At 72.9% G+C, this 15,352-nt stretch carries 19 protein-coding genes; 12 read left to right on the top strand and 7 right to left on the bottom strand.

Going from position 1 to position 15,352, the window contains the following annotated elements:
- The first annotated feature begins 88 nt into the window (after positions 1-88).
- Together ddaH and rocD are read left to right on the top strand one after the other, a co-directional pair.
- Positions 89-901 (top strand): dimethylargininase, encoded by an 813-nt coding sequence (ddaH, locus tag ACF061_RS29745; RefSeq protein WP_392270087.1) that lies wholly within the window; start codon positions 89-91, stop codon positions 899-901.
- A complete protein-coding gene (rocD, locus tag ACF061_RS29740; protein WP_392270086.1) occupies positions 898-2,118 on the top strand; it encodes an ornithine--oxo-acid transaminase in 1,221 nt (406 codons plus the stop codon). Before ddaH ends, rocD begins: the two co-directional genes overlap by 4 nt.
- A 58-nt stretch (positions 2,119-2,176) precedes the next feature.
- Here the strand turns inward: rocD and ACF061_RS29735 are convergent, their stop codons facing one another.
- Positions 2,177-2,596 carry a CBS domain-containing protein gene (locus ACF061_RS29735; protein ID WP_392270085.1) on the bottom strand — a complete coding sequence of 140 codons (420 nt, stop codon included), beginning with the start codon at positions 2,594-2,596 and terminating at the stop codon, positions 2,177-2,179.
- Positions 2,597-2,767: 171 nt separating this feature from the next.
- Between ACF061_RS29735 and ACF061_RS29730 the strand changes: the two genes are divergently transcribed.
- Positions 2,768-3,076 carry a hypothetical protein gene (locus ACF061_RS29730; RefSeq protein WP_392270084.1) on the top strand — a complete coding sequence of 103 codons (309 nt, stop codon included), beginning with the start codon at positions 2,768-2,770 and terminating at the stop codon, positions 3,074-3,076.
- Positions 3,077-3,120: 44 nt separating this feature from the next.
- Here ACF061_RS29730 and ACF061_RS29725 read toward each other — a convergent pair whose 3' ends face one another.
- The 5 genes from ACF061_RS29725 to ACF061_RS29705 all read right to left on the bottom strand — a co-directional run bounded on the left by ACF061_RS29725 (position 3,121) and on the right by ACF061_RS29705 (position 7,048).
- The gene (locus ACF061_RS29725) at positions 3,121-3,600 is read right to left on the bottom strand and encodes a DUF4396 domain-containing protein (RefSeq protein ID WP_392270083.1); all 480 of its coding nucleotides are present in this window, start codon (positions 3,598-3,600) and stop codon (positions 3,121-3,123) included.
- A gap of 148 nt (positions 3,601-3,748) precedes the next feature.
- Complete coding sequence (locus ACF061_RS29720) at positions 3,749-4,441, bottom strand: DUF305 domain-containing protein (RefSeq protein ID WP_392270082.1); 693 nt, start codon at positions 4,439-4,441, stop codon at positions 3,749-3,751.
- A 104-nt stretch (positions 4,442-4,545) separates the two neighbouring features.
- Positions 4,546-5,145: a DUF6153 family protein gene (locus ACF061_RS29715; protein ID WP_392270081.1), complete on the bottom strand. Its 600-nt coding sequence runs from the start codon at positions 5,143-5,145 to the stop codon at positions 4,546-4,548.
- A gap of 154 nt (positions 5,146-5,299) precedes the next feature.
- Positions 5,300-5,926: a DedA family protein gene (locus tag ACF061_RS29710; RefSeq protein ID WP_392270080.1), complete on the bottom strand. Its 627-nt coding sequence runs from the start codon at positions 5,924-5,926 to the stop codon at positions 5,300-5,302.
- A gap of 156 nt (positions 5,927-6,082) precedes the next feature.
- Positions 6,083-7,048, bottom strand: a complete 966-nt coding sequence (locus tag ACF061_RS29705) for a hypothetical protein (protein ID WP_392270079.1) — start codon at positions 7,046-7,048, stop codon at positions 6,083-6,085.
- Positions 7,049-7,225: 177 nt separating this feature from the next.
- Between ACF061_RS29705 and ACF061_RS29700 the strand changes: the two genes are divergently transcribed.
- The 3 genes from ACF061_RS29700 to ACF061_RS29690 all read left to right on the top strand — a co-directional run bounded on the left by ACF061_RS29700 (position 7,226) and on the right by ACF061_RS29690 (position 10,167).
- Positions 7,226-7,498, top strand: coding sequence for a heavy-metal-associated domain-containing protein (locus ACF061_RS29700; protein WP_392270078.1), 273 nt, complete (start codon positions 7,226-7,228; stop codon positions 7,496-7,498).
- Positions 7,499-7,588: 90 nt separating this feature from the next.
- Positions 7,589-9,853 (top strand): heavy metal translocating P-type ATPase, encoded by a 2,265-nt coding sequence (locus ACF061_RS29695; RefSeq protein ID WP_392270077.1) that lies wholly within the window; start codon positions 7,589-7,591, stop codon positions 9,851-9,853.
- A gap of 32 nt (positions 9,854-9,885) precedes the next feature.
- The gene (locus tag ACF061_RS29690) at positions 9,886-10,167 is read left to right on the top strand and encodes a metal-sensitive transcriptional regulator (protein ID WP_392270076.1); all 282 of its coding nucleotides are present in this window, start codon (positions 9,886-9,888) and stop codon (positions 10,165-10,167) included.
- Between the two features lie 67 nt (positions 10,168-10,234).
- Here the strand turns inward: ACF061_RS29690 and ACF061_RS29685 are convergent, their stop codons facing one another.
- The gene (locus ACF061_RS29685) at positions 10,235-10,408 is read right to left on the bottom strand and encodes a hypothetical protein (RefSeq protein WP_392270075.1); all 174 of its coding nucleotides are present in this window, start codon (positions 10,406-10,408) and stop codon (positions 10,235-10,237) included.
- A 97-nt stretch (positions 10,409-10,505) separates the two neighbouring features.
- On the opposite strand from ACF061_RS29685, the gene ACF061_RS29680 reads away from it, so the two are divergent.
- From ACF061_RS29680 to ACF061_RS29655, 6 genes are all read left to right on the top strand, one after another.
- Complete coding sequence (locus tag ACF061_RS29680) at positions 10,506-10,898, top strand: BlaI/MecI/CopY family transcriptional regulator (RefSeq protein ID WP_392270074.1); 393 nt, start codon at positions 10,506-10,508, stop codon at positions 10,896-10,898.
- Positions 10,895-11,878: a M56 family metallopeptidase gene (locus tag ACF061_RS29675; RefSeq protein WP_392270073.1), complete on the top strand. Its 984-nt coding sequence runs from the start codon at positions 10,895-10,897 to the stop codon at positions 11,876-11,878. The genes ACF061_RS29680 and ACF061_RS29675 overlap by 4 nt, the downstream gene beginning before the upstream one ends.
- Before the next feature lie 102 nt (positions 11,879-11,980).
- A complete protein-coding gene (locus ACF061_RS29670) occupies positions 11,981-12,457 on the top strand; it encodes a GNAT family N-acetyltransferase (protein ID WP_392270072.1) in 477 nt (158 codons plus the stop codon).
- A gap of 212 nt (positions 12,458-12,669) precedes the next feature.
- Positions 12,670-13,530, top strand: coding sequence for a class I SAM-dependent methyltransferase (locus ACF061_RS29665; RefSeq protein WP_392270071.1), 861 nt, complete (start codon positions 12,670-12,672; stop codon positions 13,528-13,530).
- A 210-nt stretch (positions 13,531-13,740) separates the two neighbouring features.
- A complete protein-coding gene (locus ACF061_RS29660) occupies positions 13,741-14,688 on the top strand; it encodes a LuxR C-terminal-related transcriptional regulator (protein WP_392270070.1) in 948 nt (315 codons plus the stop codon).
- 108 nt (positions 14,689-14,796) lie between these two features.
- Positions 14,797-15,225 (top strand): Fur family transcriptional regulator, encoded by a 429-nt coding sequence (locus ACF061_RS29655; protein ID WP_392270069.1) that lies wholly within the window; start codon positions 14,797-14,799, stop codon positions 15,223-15,225.
- Positions 15,226-15,352: the final 127 nt, after the last annotated feature.

The raw sequence follows: 15,352 nt of genomic DNA, 5'->3' as shown, positions 1-15,352 counted from the left end.
AGCCCTTCTTCCTTGTCGTCCGTATTGGACGCTTCCTACCTTGGTGTCAACCCTCAGTCGACACCTTTGGAAGCGGAGGAACCCCTCTGTGCCCGAAACCCGTGTGCCGCGCCGGCGGCGCTTCCTGGTCTGCGAACCCAGACACTTCGCCGTGCAGTACGCGATCAACCCCTGGATGCGCCCGGACCGTCCCGTGGACGCCGGACTCGCCCAGGCCCAGTGGCAGGCGCTGACCGACGCCTACCGTGCCCACGGTCACACCGTGGAGACCGTGGAACCCGTGCCCGGCCTGCCGGACATGGTCTTCGCCGCGAACGCGGCCGTCGTGGCCGGCGGGCGCGTCTTCGGTTCCCTGTTCAAGGCGCCCGAGCGGCGCCCGGAGTCCGTGCCGTACGACACCTGGTTCAAGTCGGCCGGCTTCGACGTCCACCGCCCGGAGTCGGTGTGCGAGGGCGAGGGCGACTTCGTGCACGCCGGCCGCTGGCTGCTCGCCGGCACCGGCTTCCGCACCACCCCGGAGGCCCATCGCGAGGCGCAGGAGTTCCTGGGCCTCCCGGTGATCGGCCTGACCCTGGTGGACCCGTACTTCTACCACCTGGACACGGCGCTGTTCGTCCTCGACGAGGAGAACATCGCGTACTACCCCGAGGCGTTCTCGCCGGGCAGCCGCGAGGTGCTCGCCCGGCTCTACCCGGACGCGGTGCTCGCCACCCGCGAGGACGCGAGGGCCTTCGGCCTCAACTCCGTCTCCGACGGCCGGCACGTCTTCGTCTCCCCCGGCGCGAGCGCCCTCGTCGAACAGCTCGCCCGCCTCGGTTACCTGCCCGTTCCCGTCGACCTGTCCGAGTTCCACAAGGCGGGCGGCGGCATCAAGTGCTGCACCCAGGAGATCCGCTCATGACCGCACCCGCTCGCACCCGCACCTCCGACGAGCTGATCCGCGCCGAGGAGCCGGTGCTCGCGCACAACTACCACCCGCTTCCCGTGGTCGTCGCCCGCGCCGAGGGCGCCTGGGTGGAGGACGTGGAGGGCCGCCGCTACCTCGACATGCTGGCCGGCTACTCGGCGCTGAACTTCGGCCACCGCCACCCGGCGCTGGTCGAGGCGGCGCACCGCCAGCTCGACCTGCTCACCCTCACCTCGCGGGCCTTCCACAACGACCGGCTCGCCGGGTTCGCCGAGCGGCTGGCCGCGCTGACCGGCCAGGACATGGTGCTGCCCATGAACACCGGCGCCGAGGCGGTGGAGAGCGGCATCAAGGTCGCCCGCAAGTGGGCCTACGAGGTCAAGGGGGTGCCCGCCGACCGGGCCACCATCGTGGTCGCGGCGGACAACTTCCACGGCCGTACGACGACGATCGTCGGCTTCTCGACCGACGAGACGGCGCGGTCGGGATTCGGGCCGTTCACCCCCGGCTTCCGGATCGTCCCGTACAACGACCTGGCGGCCCTCGACGCGGCGGTCGACGAGACGACGGCCGCCGTGCTGATCGAGCCGATCCAGGGCGAGGCGGGCGTGATCGTCCCGGACGACGGCTACCTCGCCGGAGTGCGTGAGCTGACCCGCCGGGCCGGCTGCCTGTTCGTCGCCGACGAGATCCAGTCGGGGCTCGGCCGCACCGGGCGCACGCTCGCCGTCGAGCACGAGGGCGTGGTGCCGGACGTCGTGCTCCTCGGCAAGGCGCTGGGCGGCGGCATCGTGCCGGTGTCCGCGGTCGTGGGCAGCCGGGAGGTGCTCGGCGTGCTGCGGCCGGGCGAGCACGGGTCGACCTTCGGCGGCAACCCGCTGGCCGCGGCGGTCGGCACGGCGGTGGTCGAGCTGCTGGAGACGGGCGAGTTCCAGCGCCGGGCCGCCGAGCTGGGCGCGGTCCTGCGCGAGGGGCTGACGGATCTGGTCGGGCGGGGTGTGGTGGGCTTCCGCTCACGTGGTCTGTGGGCGGGCGTCGACGTGGACCCGGCCATCGGCACCGGCCGGGAGATCAGCGAGCGCCTGATGCGGGAGGGCATCCTGGTCAAGGACACCCACGGCTCCACGATCCGGCTGGCGCCGCCGCTGACCGTGACCGAGACGGAACTCCGTTCGGCGCTGGGCTCCCTGGCCGGGGTGCTGGCTTCCTGACCCCGGACACGGCCGGGGGCGCCCGCCCGGACGCCCCCGGTGGTCCCGCGTCGCGGCCCTACTGGTTGGGTTCGGCCGAACTGATGTCCCCGAGCGCGGAGCCCGGGTCCCGCTCGACGGCCAGGTCACCGAGGGAGACGATGCCCACGGGATGACCGTGGTCGATGACCGGGATCCGGCGGACGGAGTGTTCGCGCATCAGCCGCACCGCCTGGTCGACGTCCTCGTCCGGGGTCACGGTGAAGATGTCGCCGCTGCAGGCGGAGGCCACGGTCCGCTGCTCCTGGTCGCCGCCCTCCGCCAGCGAACGGATCACCAGGTCCCGGTCGCTGACCAGGCCGCGCAGCTCGTCGCCCTCGGTCACCAGGACGATGCCGATGTCCTCGTCGCGCATCCGCTGGGCCACGGCCGTCACCGACGTCTGCGGCTCCACCGTCACCAGTCGGCTGGTCATGATGTCGCGTACGTGCTGAGCCATGACGCCTCCCTTCGTCAGGTCCTGCGGTGCCGTTCACCGCTCTGCGTCGCGCCGGGTACCCCGACCGGGACGGCGCCGCACCTGCCGGGGACGCGGGCGCGGGGCCCGCCGTTGACCCGGCGGGATGCGGGTACCCGCCGGGTGACGGCACTTCCTGAGGAGATGACTCCCATGCTGCTCATCGGCCTGCTCCTCCTCGCGGCCACCGTGGCGTTCGTGGTCCTGGCCATCATCGGCAACCTGACCGGCGGGCCCGACTACTCGGTGTCGATGCTCGGCAACCACATCGCCACCATGAGTCCGCTCGCGCTCTTCAGCGCCGGGCTGGCTCTCGCCCTGATCTTCTGCCTGGGTCTGACCCTCATGGCCGGCGCCGCCAACCACCGCCGGCACAGCCACCGGGCGGCGCACAGCTACGGCCGACCGGGCACCGGACCGGTGAACGACCCGACGCGCCCGGACGACCGCCGCTACCCGTGACCCCCGACACCCTCCGGCGGGGCCGGCGGCGCGGGGGTGTCCGGTCAGTGGTAGGCGTGCACCACCGCGTGACCCTTGCCCCGGCCGATCATCCACCGGTTGACCGGGGTGGTCAGCACGAACGCCAGCGCAAGGGAGAGGACCAGCGAGACCCAGAACAGCGCGTCCGAGAGGCCCGCGTCCATGGCGCCGGGAACGCCCACCATGACGGTGTTGTCGATCAGTTCCATCACCGCGATGGACACCGTGTCGGCGGCGAGGGCGACCTTGAGCGCCTGCCGTACCGGGAGCCCGGCGCGCAGGACGCCGCGCATGGTCAGCGCGTAGCCGAAGACGAAGGCCAGCGCGATCGAGACGACGACGGTCGCCGCGTTGTGCAGCCCGGCGGCGGTTCCGACGACCATGCCGAGCACCTCGCCGATGGCGCAGCCGGTCAGGCAGTGCAGCGTGGCCTGCGCGGCCATGCGCCAGGAGGAGCCCGCCGGGGCGTGGTGGTGTGCGTGGTGGTGCGCCGGGTGTGTCATGGTCACTCTCCCCTGCCGACAAGCCTTCAGCGAGCGACAACAACATACCCCCGAGGGGTATTCCCATGCCGTGCTGTTCCGGTTGCCTCCGGGGCGGCCCGGTCGTGCGGCCGCCCCGGAGGGGTCATGACGGAGGCGGGAAGCGGACCTACCGCTCGCCGAGCGACTTCCTCATCCCGGCGATCTCGGCCGACTGCGAGGTGATGATCGACTTCGCCAGCGTGGTGGCCGGACCGTAGACGCCCTTGGCCTGCTCGGTCCGTGCCATGTCGACCGCGCCCTGGTGGTGGCCGATCATCATGCGGAGGAACGCCTGGTCGAAGGCGGCACCGGACAGCTTCTCCAGCTCGCCCATGTCGGAGTCCGACATCATGCCGGGCATCGACGAGCCGGAGTGCCCCGAGCCGGAGTGGTCCATGCCCGGCATGTCGCCCATCCCGGAGGCGTCGGCCTCGGGGACGGTCGCGCCCCAGGCCCGCAGCCAGCCGGTCATGGTGTCGATCTCCGGGTCCTGAGCCTTCCTGATGCTCGCGGCGAGGTCCTTGACCTGCTGGGACCTGGCCCGGGTGGGAGCCAGGTCGGCCATCGCGACGGCCTGCCGGTGGTGCGGGATCATCTGCTGCGCGAACGTGACGTCCTGCGCGTTGTGTCCGTCCTGCCCTGCCGAGTGGCCGGCGGACGGGGCGGACGCGGAGGCGTCGGCGGTGGCCCCCTTGCCGTGCTCGGAGTGGCCCGAGGACCCGGAGTCGCTGTCGCCGCCGCAGGCGGTCAGCACCAGTGCGGCGGTCGCCGCCGCGGCGAGGGCGGCGGTACGGCGGAGGAGGGAACGGCGGATTGCCATGGGTGGAGCTCCTTGGAAGACCCGCGTACGGGCACGCGGGAACGGCGGATCGAGGAACGGGAGCGGAGCACGCCACCCCGAGGCGGGGCGTCGTGCGGGCGCCTCTAGATCCGCAGGAGCTGCAGTTCGGCCAGGTCGGGTGGGGCCCGGCCGTCGACGTTCCCGGTGGCGGCGCCGGTGCGGGCGGCCGTCGGGGCCGGTGCGGGCAGGTCCGGCGCGGGCAGCAGGGCGGGCGGCACGTAGGCCGTGGCCGTGCCGGCCGCCGCGCAGGTGCCGCCCGTGTGCGACATCGCCGTGCCGCCGGAGTCCGCGCCGGCCAGGTGGCGGCAGACGCCGTCGGCCCTGTGCGCGGGTGCGACCCGGTGCGCCGGCGCCCCACGGTGCCCGGTCGACGCGGCCGGACTCGGCGGCGCCGCCCGGTCGGGGGACGCCGGGGCCTGGCGCGCCGACGCCGCCCGGTGCGCGGAGGGCATGTCCCGATGCGCGGAGGGCATGTCCCGATGCGCGGGCACGGAGCGCTGCGTGGCGGTGCCGGCGTGCCCCTCGGCCATGGCCAGGGGCGTCATGGCGCCGTGTTCGCCCGACGAGGGCATTCCGCCGGGCGACAGCGCGTGCATGGCCAGCACCCCGGCGAGCACCGCCAGGACGAGCAGCGTCCAGCGGGCACCCTTCGCCGCGGAGCGGGTGCGGGCGCCGGACGTCATGGGGCCATCGTACGGAGTGATCGGACCGCCCGGCGCACACCCCGCCGTCGGGCGGGCTGCGCGGCGGCCGGCGGACCTCCGGACCTCCGGACCTCCGGGCAGCTGACGAGGTGACCGGAGCGGAGTCCGGTCGGCCGGTCCCCCGCCCGGCGGATCAGGACTCCTGGCGGCGCCTGCGTCGCAGCAGGTGCCGGGCGATCAGCGCGGCGGCGAGGACGCCGATCCCGGCGAACACGTACACCTCGTAGCGGCCGATCGTGTCGTAGACGGCGCCGATGTGGCTGCCCGCGAAGTAGGCCAGCGTCACCCACAGCCCCACCCACAGCGCCGCGCCGAGCGCGTTGAAGGCCAGGAACCTCAGCCAGTGCATGCCGCTGGTGCCGGCGATGATGCCGTTGGCCTGGCGCAGCCCCTCGACGAAACGGGCCACCGTGACGACCTTGCCGCCGTGCCGGCCGAAGAACCGCTCGGCCTTCTCGAACCGCTCGGGCGTCAGGAAGACGTACTTTCCCCAGCGGTGGACGAAGGCGCGTCCGCCGAAACGGCCGATGAGGTATCCGATGTTGTCCCCGACGACCGCGGCGACGAACGCGATCACCCCCACGGCCACGACGTTCAGCTCCCCCGCCCCGGCGTACACGCCCGCCGCGATCAGAATCGTCTCGCCGGGGGCCGGGATGCCGAAGTCCTCCACGAGGACGACGCCACCGACGGCCCAGTAGCCGTAGTGGCCGAGCAGGGGTGCCAGGTGCTCCAGCGGACCCGGAAGCGGAGGGGCCATGCCTCCCACCGTACGTGGCACGGCGCACGGGAACCGGCAGCCGCCGCGCGCCCGGCCCCGCCCGCCCCCTGCCCGCACCGCCGTCCGTGCCGCACGGCCCGGCGGCCGGGCCCGACCCGGACACGGCGGGAACGTCGCGCATCGCGACCGGGGGCCTCAGTGCGCGTGTTCCGCTTCCCCGTCGGCGGGCTCGGTCCGCGTGGTCTCGCCGGAGGCGTCGGCCGCGGCGCGGGCGTGGACGGTGAAGGCCGCCGTGCGGACCTTCCCCTCGTGCTTGAAGTCGAGGAACAGGCGGTAGTCGCCGGGGGTCGGGGCGGTCGCCGTGAAGGAGATCCCCGGGCCCGACGCGGTCTTGCCGTCGCCCGGCTCGCCGTTCGGGTGGACGTGCAGGTAGGCGAGGTCGCCGGAGCGCAGGGCGACGAGGTGGCCGTAGGCGCCGAGGTAGGGCTGGAGGTTCCGTACCGGACGGCCGTTCCGGGTCACGGTCAGGGTCAGCTCGCCGGCCCTGCCGGGGGTCAGTTCGCCGTCGAGCGCCACCTGGTAGCCGTCGACCTCGGCGGTGGAGCCGGCCTCGGGCAACGCGGTCGGCCGGTAGGCGCCGGAGGCGGCGAGGTCGGCGCCGAGGGTGAGCGCCTCGCCGCTTGCCGTCGTGAAGTCGGCGAACACCCGGTAGCCGCCGGCCGCGGGCAGGTCCACGGGGGTGGACCAGGTGCCGTCGGCGGCCCGGACCGGGTGCAGGTGGCGGAAGACGGTCAGGTCGCGGGAGGCGACGATCAAGTGCAGTTCCTTGTCGTGCTCGCGCTTGTAGGCGGTGACGTTGCGGCCGGTCGCGTCCTTGACCACGGCGAAGCGCAGGTCCGTCCTCGCCCCGGCGGCGACGCGAGGGGTCTTCAGGTCGAGCGTGTACCCGTCCCTGGAGATCTCCAGTCCGCCCGGCGGCGTCGCCTGGTGACCGCCGGCGTGTTCCTCCTGCCCGGCGGCTTCCTGGCCGCCGTGGCCCGCGTGGACGCCGCCCTTCCCCTCCGGCGAGATGGCGTCGACCGCGTTGCCCACGCCGTACGCGGCACCGAAGGTCGCGGCGAGCGCGGTGGCGAAGATGCCGATTCGCAGACCGGTGTGCATGGCTGACTCCTCGTGTCATGGCCGCTCGTCCTCCGTGCGACCCGAGACCAACATACCCCCCGGGGGTACCAAGTCAAGCGGGGCCGGATCTTGCGCGGAATACGGTAGGGGGGTATACATGGAACTCGAACGGGTACCCCCCAGGGGTATCGACCAGGAAGTGATCCGGAGGTTTCCGTGTCGGACTACCGCACCACCGACGACAGCCGCCCCCGCACGGCGGGGGCCACGACCACCTACCGGGTCGGCGGCGTCGGCAGCGCCCACTGCCAGGGCGTCGTCACCAGGGTGGTCGGCGCGGTGGAGGGGGTGACGGGGGTCGAGGTCGAGATCGGCACCGGCCTGGTCACCGTGACCACCGCCGCCGAACCCGACGCGGCCCTCGACGCCCTGGTCGCCGAGGCCGTCGACGAGGCCGGCTACGACTTCGCCGGCCGCGTCGCCGCCTGACCCACGCCCCGGGCGGGGCCGCCCGCGACCGGGCCGCCCCCTGCCCGTTGTTCTCCCGCGTTTCGCGTTCGTGAGCTCCGAGGAGCGGACATGACCACCACCACACCCGGCGCCGCCGAGGTCGAACTCGCCATCGGCGGCATGACCTGCGCCTCGTGCGCCGCCCGGATCGAGAAGAAGCTCAACCGCATGGACGGTGTCGAGGCCACCGTCAACTACGCCACCGAGAAGGCGAAGGTCAACTTCCGCGAGGACGTCACCGTCGCGGAGCTGATCGCCACGGTCGAGGCCACCGGCTACACCGCGCGCGAGCCCGAGCCGGCACGCCCCGCCGGCGGCGCCGGCGAGAGCGCCGAGCCCCGGGACGACGACGAACTGCGCCCGCTGCGCCAGCGGTTGACCGCCGCCGTGCTGCTCGCCGTTCCGGTGATCGTGCTGGCGATGGTCCCGGCCCTCCAGTTCGACTACTGGCAGTGGCTCTCGCTGACGCTGACGGCGCCCGTGGTGACGTACGCGGCCTGGCCCTTCCACCGGGCCGCCTGGACCAACGCCCGGCACGGCGCCGCCACCATGGACACCCTGATCTCGGTCGGCACCTCGGCCGCCTTCCTCTGGTCGCTGTGGGCGCTCTTCCTCGGCACGGCCGGCACGCCCGGCATGACGCACCCCTTCGAGCTCACCATCGCCCGCACCGACGGCGCCGGGAACATCTACCTGGAGGCCGCGGCCGGTGTCACCGCCTTCATCCTGGCCGGGCGGTACTTCGAGGCACGCTCCAAGCGCCGGGCGGGAGCGGCCCTGAAGGCCCTGCTGGAGCTGGGCGCCAAGGAGGTCACCGTCCTGCGCGGCGGCCGCGAGGAGCTCATCCCGGTCGGCGAGCTGAAGGTGGGCGACCGCTTCCTGGTCCGGCCGGGCGAGAAGATCGCCACCGACGGCACCGTGGTCGAGGGTTCGTCCGCCGTGGACGCCTCCATGCTCACCGGCGAGTCGGTGCCGGTCGAGGTCGGCCACGGGGACGGGGTCACCGGCGCCACCCTCAACGCCGGCGGCCGACTGGTCGTCGAGGCGACCCGGGTGGGCTCCGACACCCAGCTGGCCCGGATGGCCAAGATGGTGGAGGACGCCCAGAACGGCAAGGCCGCGGCACAGCGGCTCGCCGACAGGATCTCCGGTGTCTTCGTCCCGGTCGTGATCGGGCTGGCGCTGGCCACCCTGGGTTTCTGGCTCGGCAACGGCGCCGGTCTGACCGCCGCCTTCACCGCCGCGGTGGCCGTCCTGATCATCGCCTGCCCCTGCGCCCTGGGCCTGGCCACCCCGACCGCGCTGATGGTCGGCACCGGGCGGGGCGCGCAGCTCGGCATCCTCATCAAGGGCCCGGAGGTACTGGAGTCCACCCGCAAGGTCGACACCATCGTCCTGGACAAGACCGGCACCGTCACCACCGGCCGGATGACCCTGCTCGCCGTGCACACCGCCGCGGGCACGGGCGAGGAGGACGTGCTGCGGCTGGCGGGCGCGCTGGAGCACTCCTCCGAGCACCCCATCGCCCAGGCGGTCGCCGCCGGCGCCGCCGCCCGGGTGGGCGCGCTGCCCGCGCCGGAGGACTTCGCGAACGTCGCCGGCCTCGGTGTCCAGGGTGTCGTCGACGGGCACGCGGTCCTCGTCGGCCGCGAGCAGCTGCTGGCCGAGTGGGCGATCACCCTGCCCGCGGAACTGGCGCGCGCCAAGGCCGAGGCCGAGGCGGCCGGTCGGACCGCGATCGCCGTCGCCTGGGACGGTGCGGCCCGCGCGGTCCTGGAGGTCGCCGACGCCGTCAAGGAGACCAGCCCGGAGGCCATCAAGCGGCTGCGGGCCCTGGGCCTGACGCCCATCCTGCTGACCGGCGACAACAAGGCGGTCGCGGAGTCGGTCGCCGCCGAGGTCGGCATCGCCGCCGAGCACGTGATCGCCGAGGTCATGCCGCAGGACAAGGTGGACGTCGTCAAGCGCCTCCAGGGCGAAGGACGTTCGGTCGCGATGGTGGGCGACGGCGTCAACGACGCCGCGGCGCTGGCCCAGGCCGACCTCGGCCTGGCGATGGGCACGGGCACGGACGCCGCCATCGAGGCCGGCGACCTCACGCTGGTGCGCGGCGACCTGAGGGTCGCGGCGGACGCCATCCGCCTGTCCCGCAAGACGCTCGGCACCATCAGGTCCAACCTCTTCTGGGCCTTCGCCTACAACGTCGCCGCGCTGCCCCTGGCCGCCTCCGGCCTGCTCAACCCGATGATCGCGGGCGCGGCCATGGCCTTCTCCTCGGTCTTCGTCGTCGGCAACAGCCTGCGGCTGCGCGGCTTCCAGCCGGCCGACCGCTGAGCCGCCCGACCGACGAGGAGACGGAGGCCGCCGTGACCGGATACCAGACCCAGCGGGACAGCATCGTCAGAAGACTGCGCCGGATCGAGGGACAGGTGCGCGGGCTGCAGCGCATGGTCGAGGAGGACAGCTACTGCATCGACGTACTCACCCAGGTCGCCGCCACCAACGCCGCGTTGCAGTCCTGCGCCCTGGCACTCCTGGACGAGCATCTCAACTGCTGCGTCACCGACGCCATCGCACAGGGCGGCGAGCAGGCCCGCACCAAGGTGAGCGAGGCGTCCCAGGCCATCGCCCGACTGGTACGGGCGTGAGCCGTCGACTTCCGGGCCCGGGCGGATCCTCCGCCCGGGCCCGGTGCCGTGTTCGACTCCCCTCGGCTCAACTCCCCGCGCGGGACGGACAGTCGGCGCTGATCCGCATGCTGAGCCGCAGACACACGCCCAGCACCTGGCGGAGCAGCACCAGCTCGGCCCCGCCCGGACCGGCACCGCAGACCTTGACGCACGCGCTCCCGGGCGCTCCGGCAGTGATTTCCCTGGTGAATGAGAGCATGGGTCCAACATACCCGGTAGGGGTATGTTGGACTCCTTTGTGACGTGGACCTGCCTTACGATGTCAGGGCCTCGGCGACGAGGGAAAAGGGGGAGTGGTGCGACGGCTCGGTGACCTGGAAGCCGAAATCATGGACCGGCTCTGGCGCTGGTGCCGCCCTGCGACGGTCCGGGAGATCGTCGACGACATCAACAGAACGCGGCCCGTCGCCTACACGACCGTGATGACCGTCGCGGACATACTTCACCGCAAGGGGCTGCTGCGGCGCGAGAAGACCGGGCGCGCCTGGCTCTACGAGCCCCGGCGGAGCCGGGAGGAGTACACCGCCGGCCTGATGCAGGACGCGCTCGGCCGCACCGACAACCGGCAGGGCGCGCTGCAGCGCTTCGTGGAGCACATGTCGCCGGAGGACGTGTCCGCGCTGGCGGCGGCCCTGCGCGCGGCGGGATACATGTGCGACGACGCCGACGGGCCGGGGACGCCCGGGTGACCGAGGTCCTGTACCGCCTCGGCCACGAACTACTTCGCGTCCACCACGTGGTGCCGCCGCTGACCCTGGGGTTCGCCACCGGAGTGCTGCTGCCCGGCGTCCTCCCCCGGAGCCCCTGGGCACACCGGGCCCCGCGACTCGCGGTCGCGGTGTGGAGCGTGCTGGCCCTCGCGTTCACCGCTTCCGTCTCGCTCACGGTCCTGCAACTGCTCCTCCCGGTGGCCGCCAGCCACCGGCTGGCCGATCTGGCCCAGATCTGCGTCCTGTCCGGCGACGTCTCCTCCGTTCCCCTGCTCTGGCGGTCGCTGGAGAACCTGAGCGCCCGGGCCTGGGTGGACCTGGGCGCGGCCGCGGCCGTACCCGCCGCCTTCGTCGGGGCGCTCGTCCACCGGCTGCTGCACGGCCGGCGCCGCCGCACACGGCACGCCCGGGTGCTGCGTCTGGTGGGCAGCAGGAGACCCGAGTTGCGCGCCACCGTTCTGCCGCTCGACGTGCCGACCGTGTACTGCCTGCCCGGACGCGCGCCCCAGGTGGTCGTCAGTTCCGGCGCCCTGGAGGTCCTCACCGAGCGGCAACTGGCCGCGGCGCTGGAGCACGAGCGGGCGCACATCACGGGACGGCACCACCTGCTGGTGGCCGCGACGGGGGCCTTCTCGGCCGTGTTCCGCGGCGTTCCGCTGGCCCGTCGGCTCGGTACCGAGGTGCCGCTGCTGCTGGAGATGGCGGCCGACGACCGGGCACTGCGCCGGTGCTCCCCCCAGGCCCTGGCCACCGCGATGTACACGGTGGCCGCCGGACAGGCTCCTCATTCGGCCTTCGCGGCGGGCGGCCCCTCGGCGGTGGTACGGGTACAGCGCATCCTCACCCCGTGCGTCCTGGGCCGGCCGAGGCTGCGCACGGTCCTCGTCTCGCTCGTCGTCGTCACCGCTCTGTTCGTACCCATGGTCGCCTGCTGCTCCGTGCCGGGCCTCGACGGCTGACCGGAGCGCCACGCGCCCGGGCGTTCGCAGGTCCGGGTACGTGCTCCCCCGCTACTGTGGGGCCACCGGGCGGGATGAACCCCTTCTGAGAGGTAAGGCCTGATGCACACGGTGGAAGTACGGCCGGCCGTGGCCGCCGACGCGGCCGCGATATCCCAACTGCTCGCCGCCGTGATACGCGAGAGCTACACCGGGAGGCTCGAGGCGAACGCGGTCGAGCACATGGTCGGAACGAACTGCTCACTCAGTCGCATCGGCGCCGAAATAGGGATTCCCGGCGGCGCGCCGAGCTGGCTGGGCTGGCTGGTCGTCACCAACGCCGGAGGCCGGGTGGTCGGCGCCGCGGCCGGGGGCGTGCCCGGGGCCGGCGAGGGCGAGGTGTACGCACTGTGCGCCGCCCCGCTCTTCCGTCGTGACGGCATCGGGAGCGCGCTGCTCGCCGCGGTCACCGAGCGCATGCGCGCGCACGCCGCCGAGCGGCAGTCGGTGACCCTGCCGTGCGACGCCGACCCCGCCCTGCCCTTCTACAACGCCCACGGGTTCAAGGGCTCGGAGCGCCGGCTGACCCGCGACATCTGAGGGACGGCACGTCCCGCGTCGCCGGCCCCGGCTCACGCCGGCCGCACCGGCCCGGCGCCTGGGACCGTGGCGTACCCACGCGTTGGCGTGAACGCGCATCCCGGAGAGCTGGCTCGTCCGGCGGGCTCCCGGACACGATGGTGGCGCGGCTCGGCTCCGGCGGCACGGAGCCCGCCCGACGGCAGGGACCGGTCGACCCACCTGGAGGAGCGATGCACACACAGACCGGCACGCCGGCCACGCGGACGTCCGACCCCCTCCCGCCGTCCCGGGTGACCACCTTCTCCCCGGCGGCGTCCGCCCGGCTTCCCGGGCTCGAGTCGGTCTCCGCCCTGGACGACGACCAGATGTGGCTGCACGACGCGTTGCTGGGGCCGTTCAGCGGTGACATCGTCGAGTACCTGGCCCTGGCCAGGAGCACCGGCGGCCCGGTGCTGGACCTGGGCTCGGGCACCGGGCGGCTCGCCGTTCCCTTCGCCCGCCACGGCTTCGCCGTCGAGGCGGTGGACCGGGACGCGCGCAGCCTGGACCGGTTGCTCGACTGGGCCGAGCGCATCGGTCCGCACGTGCGGAACCGGATCACCGTCACCCGGACGGATCTGGCCCGGCTGCGCCTGCGCCGGCGCTACCGGCTCGCCCTCCTGGCCGGCACGATGGTCGCCGCGGTGCCGCCGCCCGCCCGTCCGGCGGTGCTCCGGGAGATCGCCGCCCACCTCGCCTCGGACGGCGCGCTCGCCCTGGACTACACCGCGCACGATCCCGCGGGTCTGGCCCGGGACCCCTACCGCACCTGGGCTTTCGAGGTGCCGCGGTTCGACGGGGTCACCGAGTGGGTCGTGGCCAGGCAGGCCTTCGACACCGCCGCCTCGAGCGAGCGCATCACCTACTTCGTCGAGCGCTCGGACAAGACCCGGATCCGCCGGTCGATCGCCTCCACCGACAAGTGGATCGTGCGTCAGGGCGACCTCTACGAGGAGCTGCACGCGGCGGGACTGCGGGTCGCCGACGAGCGGGAGCAGTGGCTGGACGAGCGGACCAGGAGCGTCCTCCTGGTGTGCCGCACCGCGAAGTGACGCGTGTCACATTACTAAACAGGATCGGAGATCCTGACCGCCGCTTGTGACAAGGTGTGACCGGGGCGACTCGGAGCATCACAAGGGGGGCAGTTCGCGGTGGTCAACAGCGGTGGCAGAACCGGAACCCAATCCACTGACCTGGCTCTCGCCCTGTACCAGGAACTCCGGGCCCAGGGAGCGTCGTCGTTCCAGGGAGCCGTGTCCGAGATGGGCTTATCCGACGACGAACGCGACCGATGTCGCGACGAACTGCTCGGCCTCGGCCTCATCGTCCCGACCGGACGACTGCACGACAACCGCCTGGACCTCGACGCGGGCAAGGCGTCGGAGGCGGAGAGCGACGCCGTCACCGTCATCACACCGGAGATCGCCCTGCTCAGGCTGCTGGAGCGGGAGCGTACCCGGCTGCGCAACCATCTGGAGCAGGCCGACCGGGCACACCACACCCTGAAGACGCTGGCCGGCAACTTCCTCCGCGTCGAGACCCTGGCCCAGACCGCCGGCGTGGAGGTCGAGATCCTGCGCGACTACCGGCGAATACAACAGGTGCTCGAGGACATCACCTGCACCGTGCAGCACAGCCTCTCCTCGATGCACCCGATAGCGCGCGGCCGGGAGATCCCCGAGCGGGCACTCGACCGCGACCGCCGCCAGATCAAGAACGGCGTCCAGGTCCGGTCCATCTTCAGTCAGCGCCTCACCGTGGTACCGGAGGACGCCGACCACTTGCGGAGCAAGGCCGAACTGGGCGTCCAGGTGCGCCTCTCGCCCGTCGTGCCGATGAACATGATCATCGCGGACGAGCAGTTCGCGCTGCTTCCGGCCAACCCCGAGGACAGTTCGGCAGGCGCCATCCTGGCCCGCGGCTCCGCTCTGGTCCGCTCCTACCTCACGCTGTTCGAGCACTGCTGGCACACCGCGACGCCGTACGGCGAGCAGGGACAGCCGGCCCGGGGCGGGGACGGCCTCACCGAACAGCAGCGCGCCGCCCTGCGCATGCTGGCCTCCGGCATGAAGGACGAGAAGGTCGCACGCAATCTCGGCGTCTCCCTGCGGACCGTCAGCAGGATGATCTCCGAGCTGATGCAGGAACTGGGCGCGTCCAGCCGCTTCGAGGCCGGCGTGCGCGCCACGCGTCTCGGCTGGCTCGACTGACCCCGGGCGCCCGCTCCCCCGGCGAGCATCTGCCTGCTCCGGACAGCCGCGGGATCGGACAAGAGGTACGATGCAACCAAACCTTTGGTCCGATCAGGCGGCGGGGAGATGGCACGCGAAGCAGTGGCGAGCGAGCGTGAGGCGGCGATTCAGCGGCTGCGCGATGTGGGCCTGCGCGTGACGGGGCCGCGCCTGGAGGTGTTGCAGGTGCTGGCGGCCGGTGGGCATCTCGACGTCGAGGCCCTGACCGCCACCGCCCGCGAACGCCTCGGCACACTCACTTCCCAGGCCGTCTACGACATGCTGCGGCACTTCCTGGAAACCGGCCTGGTCACCAAATTCGACCGCCCCGGCTGGCCCGCCGTGTTCGAGCTGTCCGGGCCACCGCACCAGCATGCGCTCTGCACCGGCTGCGGGCGCGTCGAGAACGTCGACCACGAGGCGCCGGTCGCTCCCGGAGAGGGGCTGGAGAACTGGGACATGATCGGCGCCGACATCGTCTTCAAGGGGCTGTGCCCCGACTGCCGCCGCGCCTGACAACGGGAAAGGCCCCCCGGGGCTCCGCGCTCCTTGGGTTCTAACGGTCCTCGCAACACCCGCGATCTGTGGGAGTTGCGAGGACCGTGGCCGTTGGACGCGATGATCTTTCGGGGCTGCGGGAGCG

Source organism: Streptomyces sp. NPDC015220 (assembly GCF_043079345.1).
GTDB lineage: Bacteria > Actinomycetota > Actinomycetes > Streptomycetales > Streptomycetaceae > Streptomyces.
This window is presented reverse-complemented; position numbering and strand designations above follow the sequence as displayed.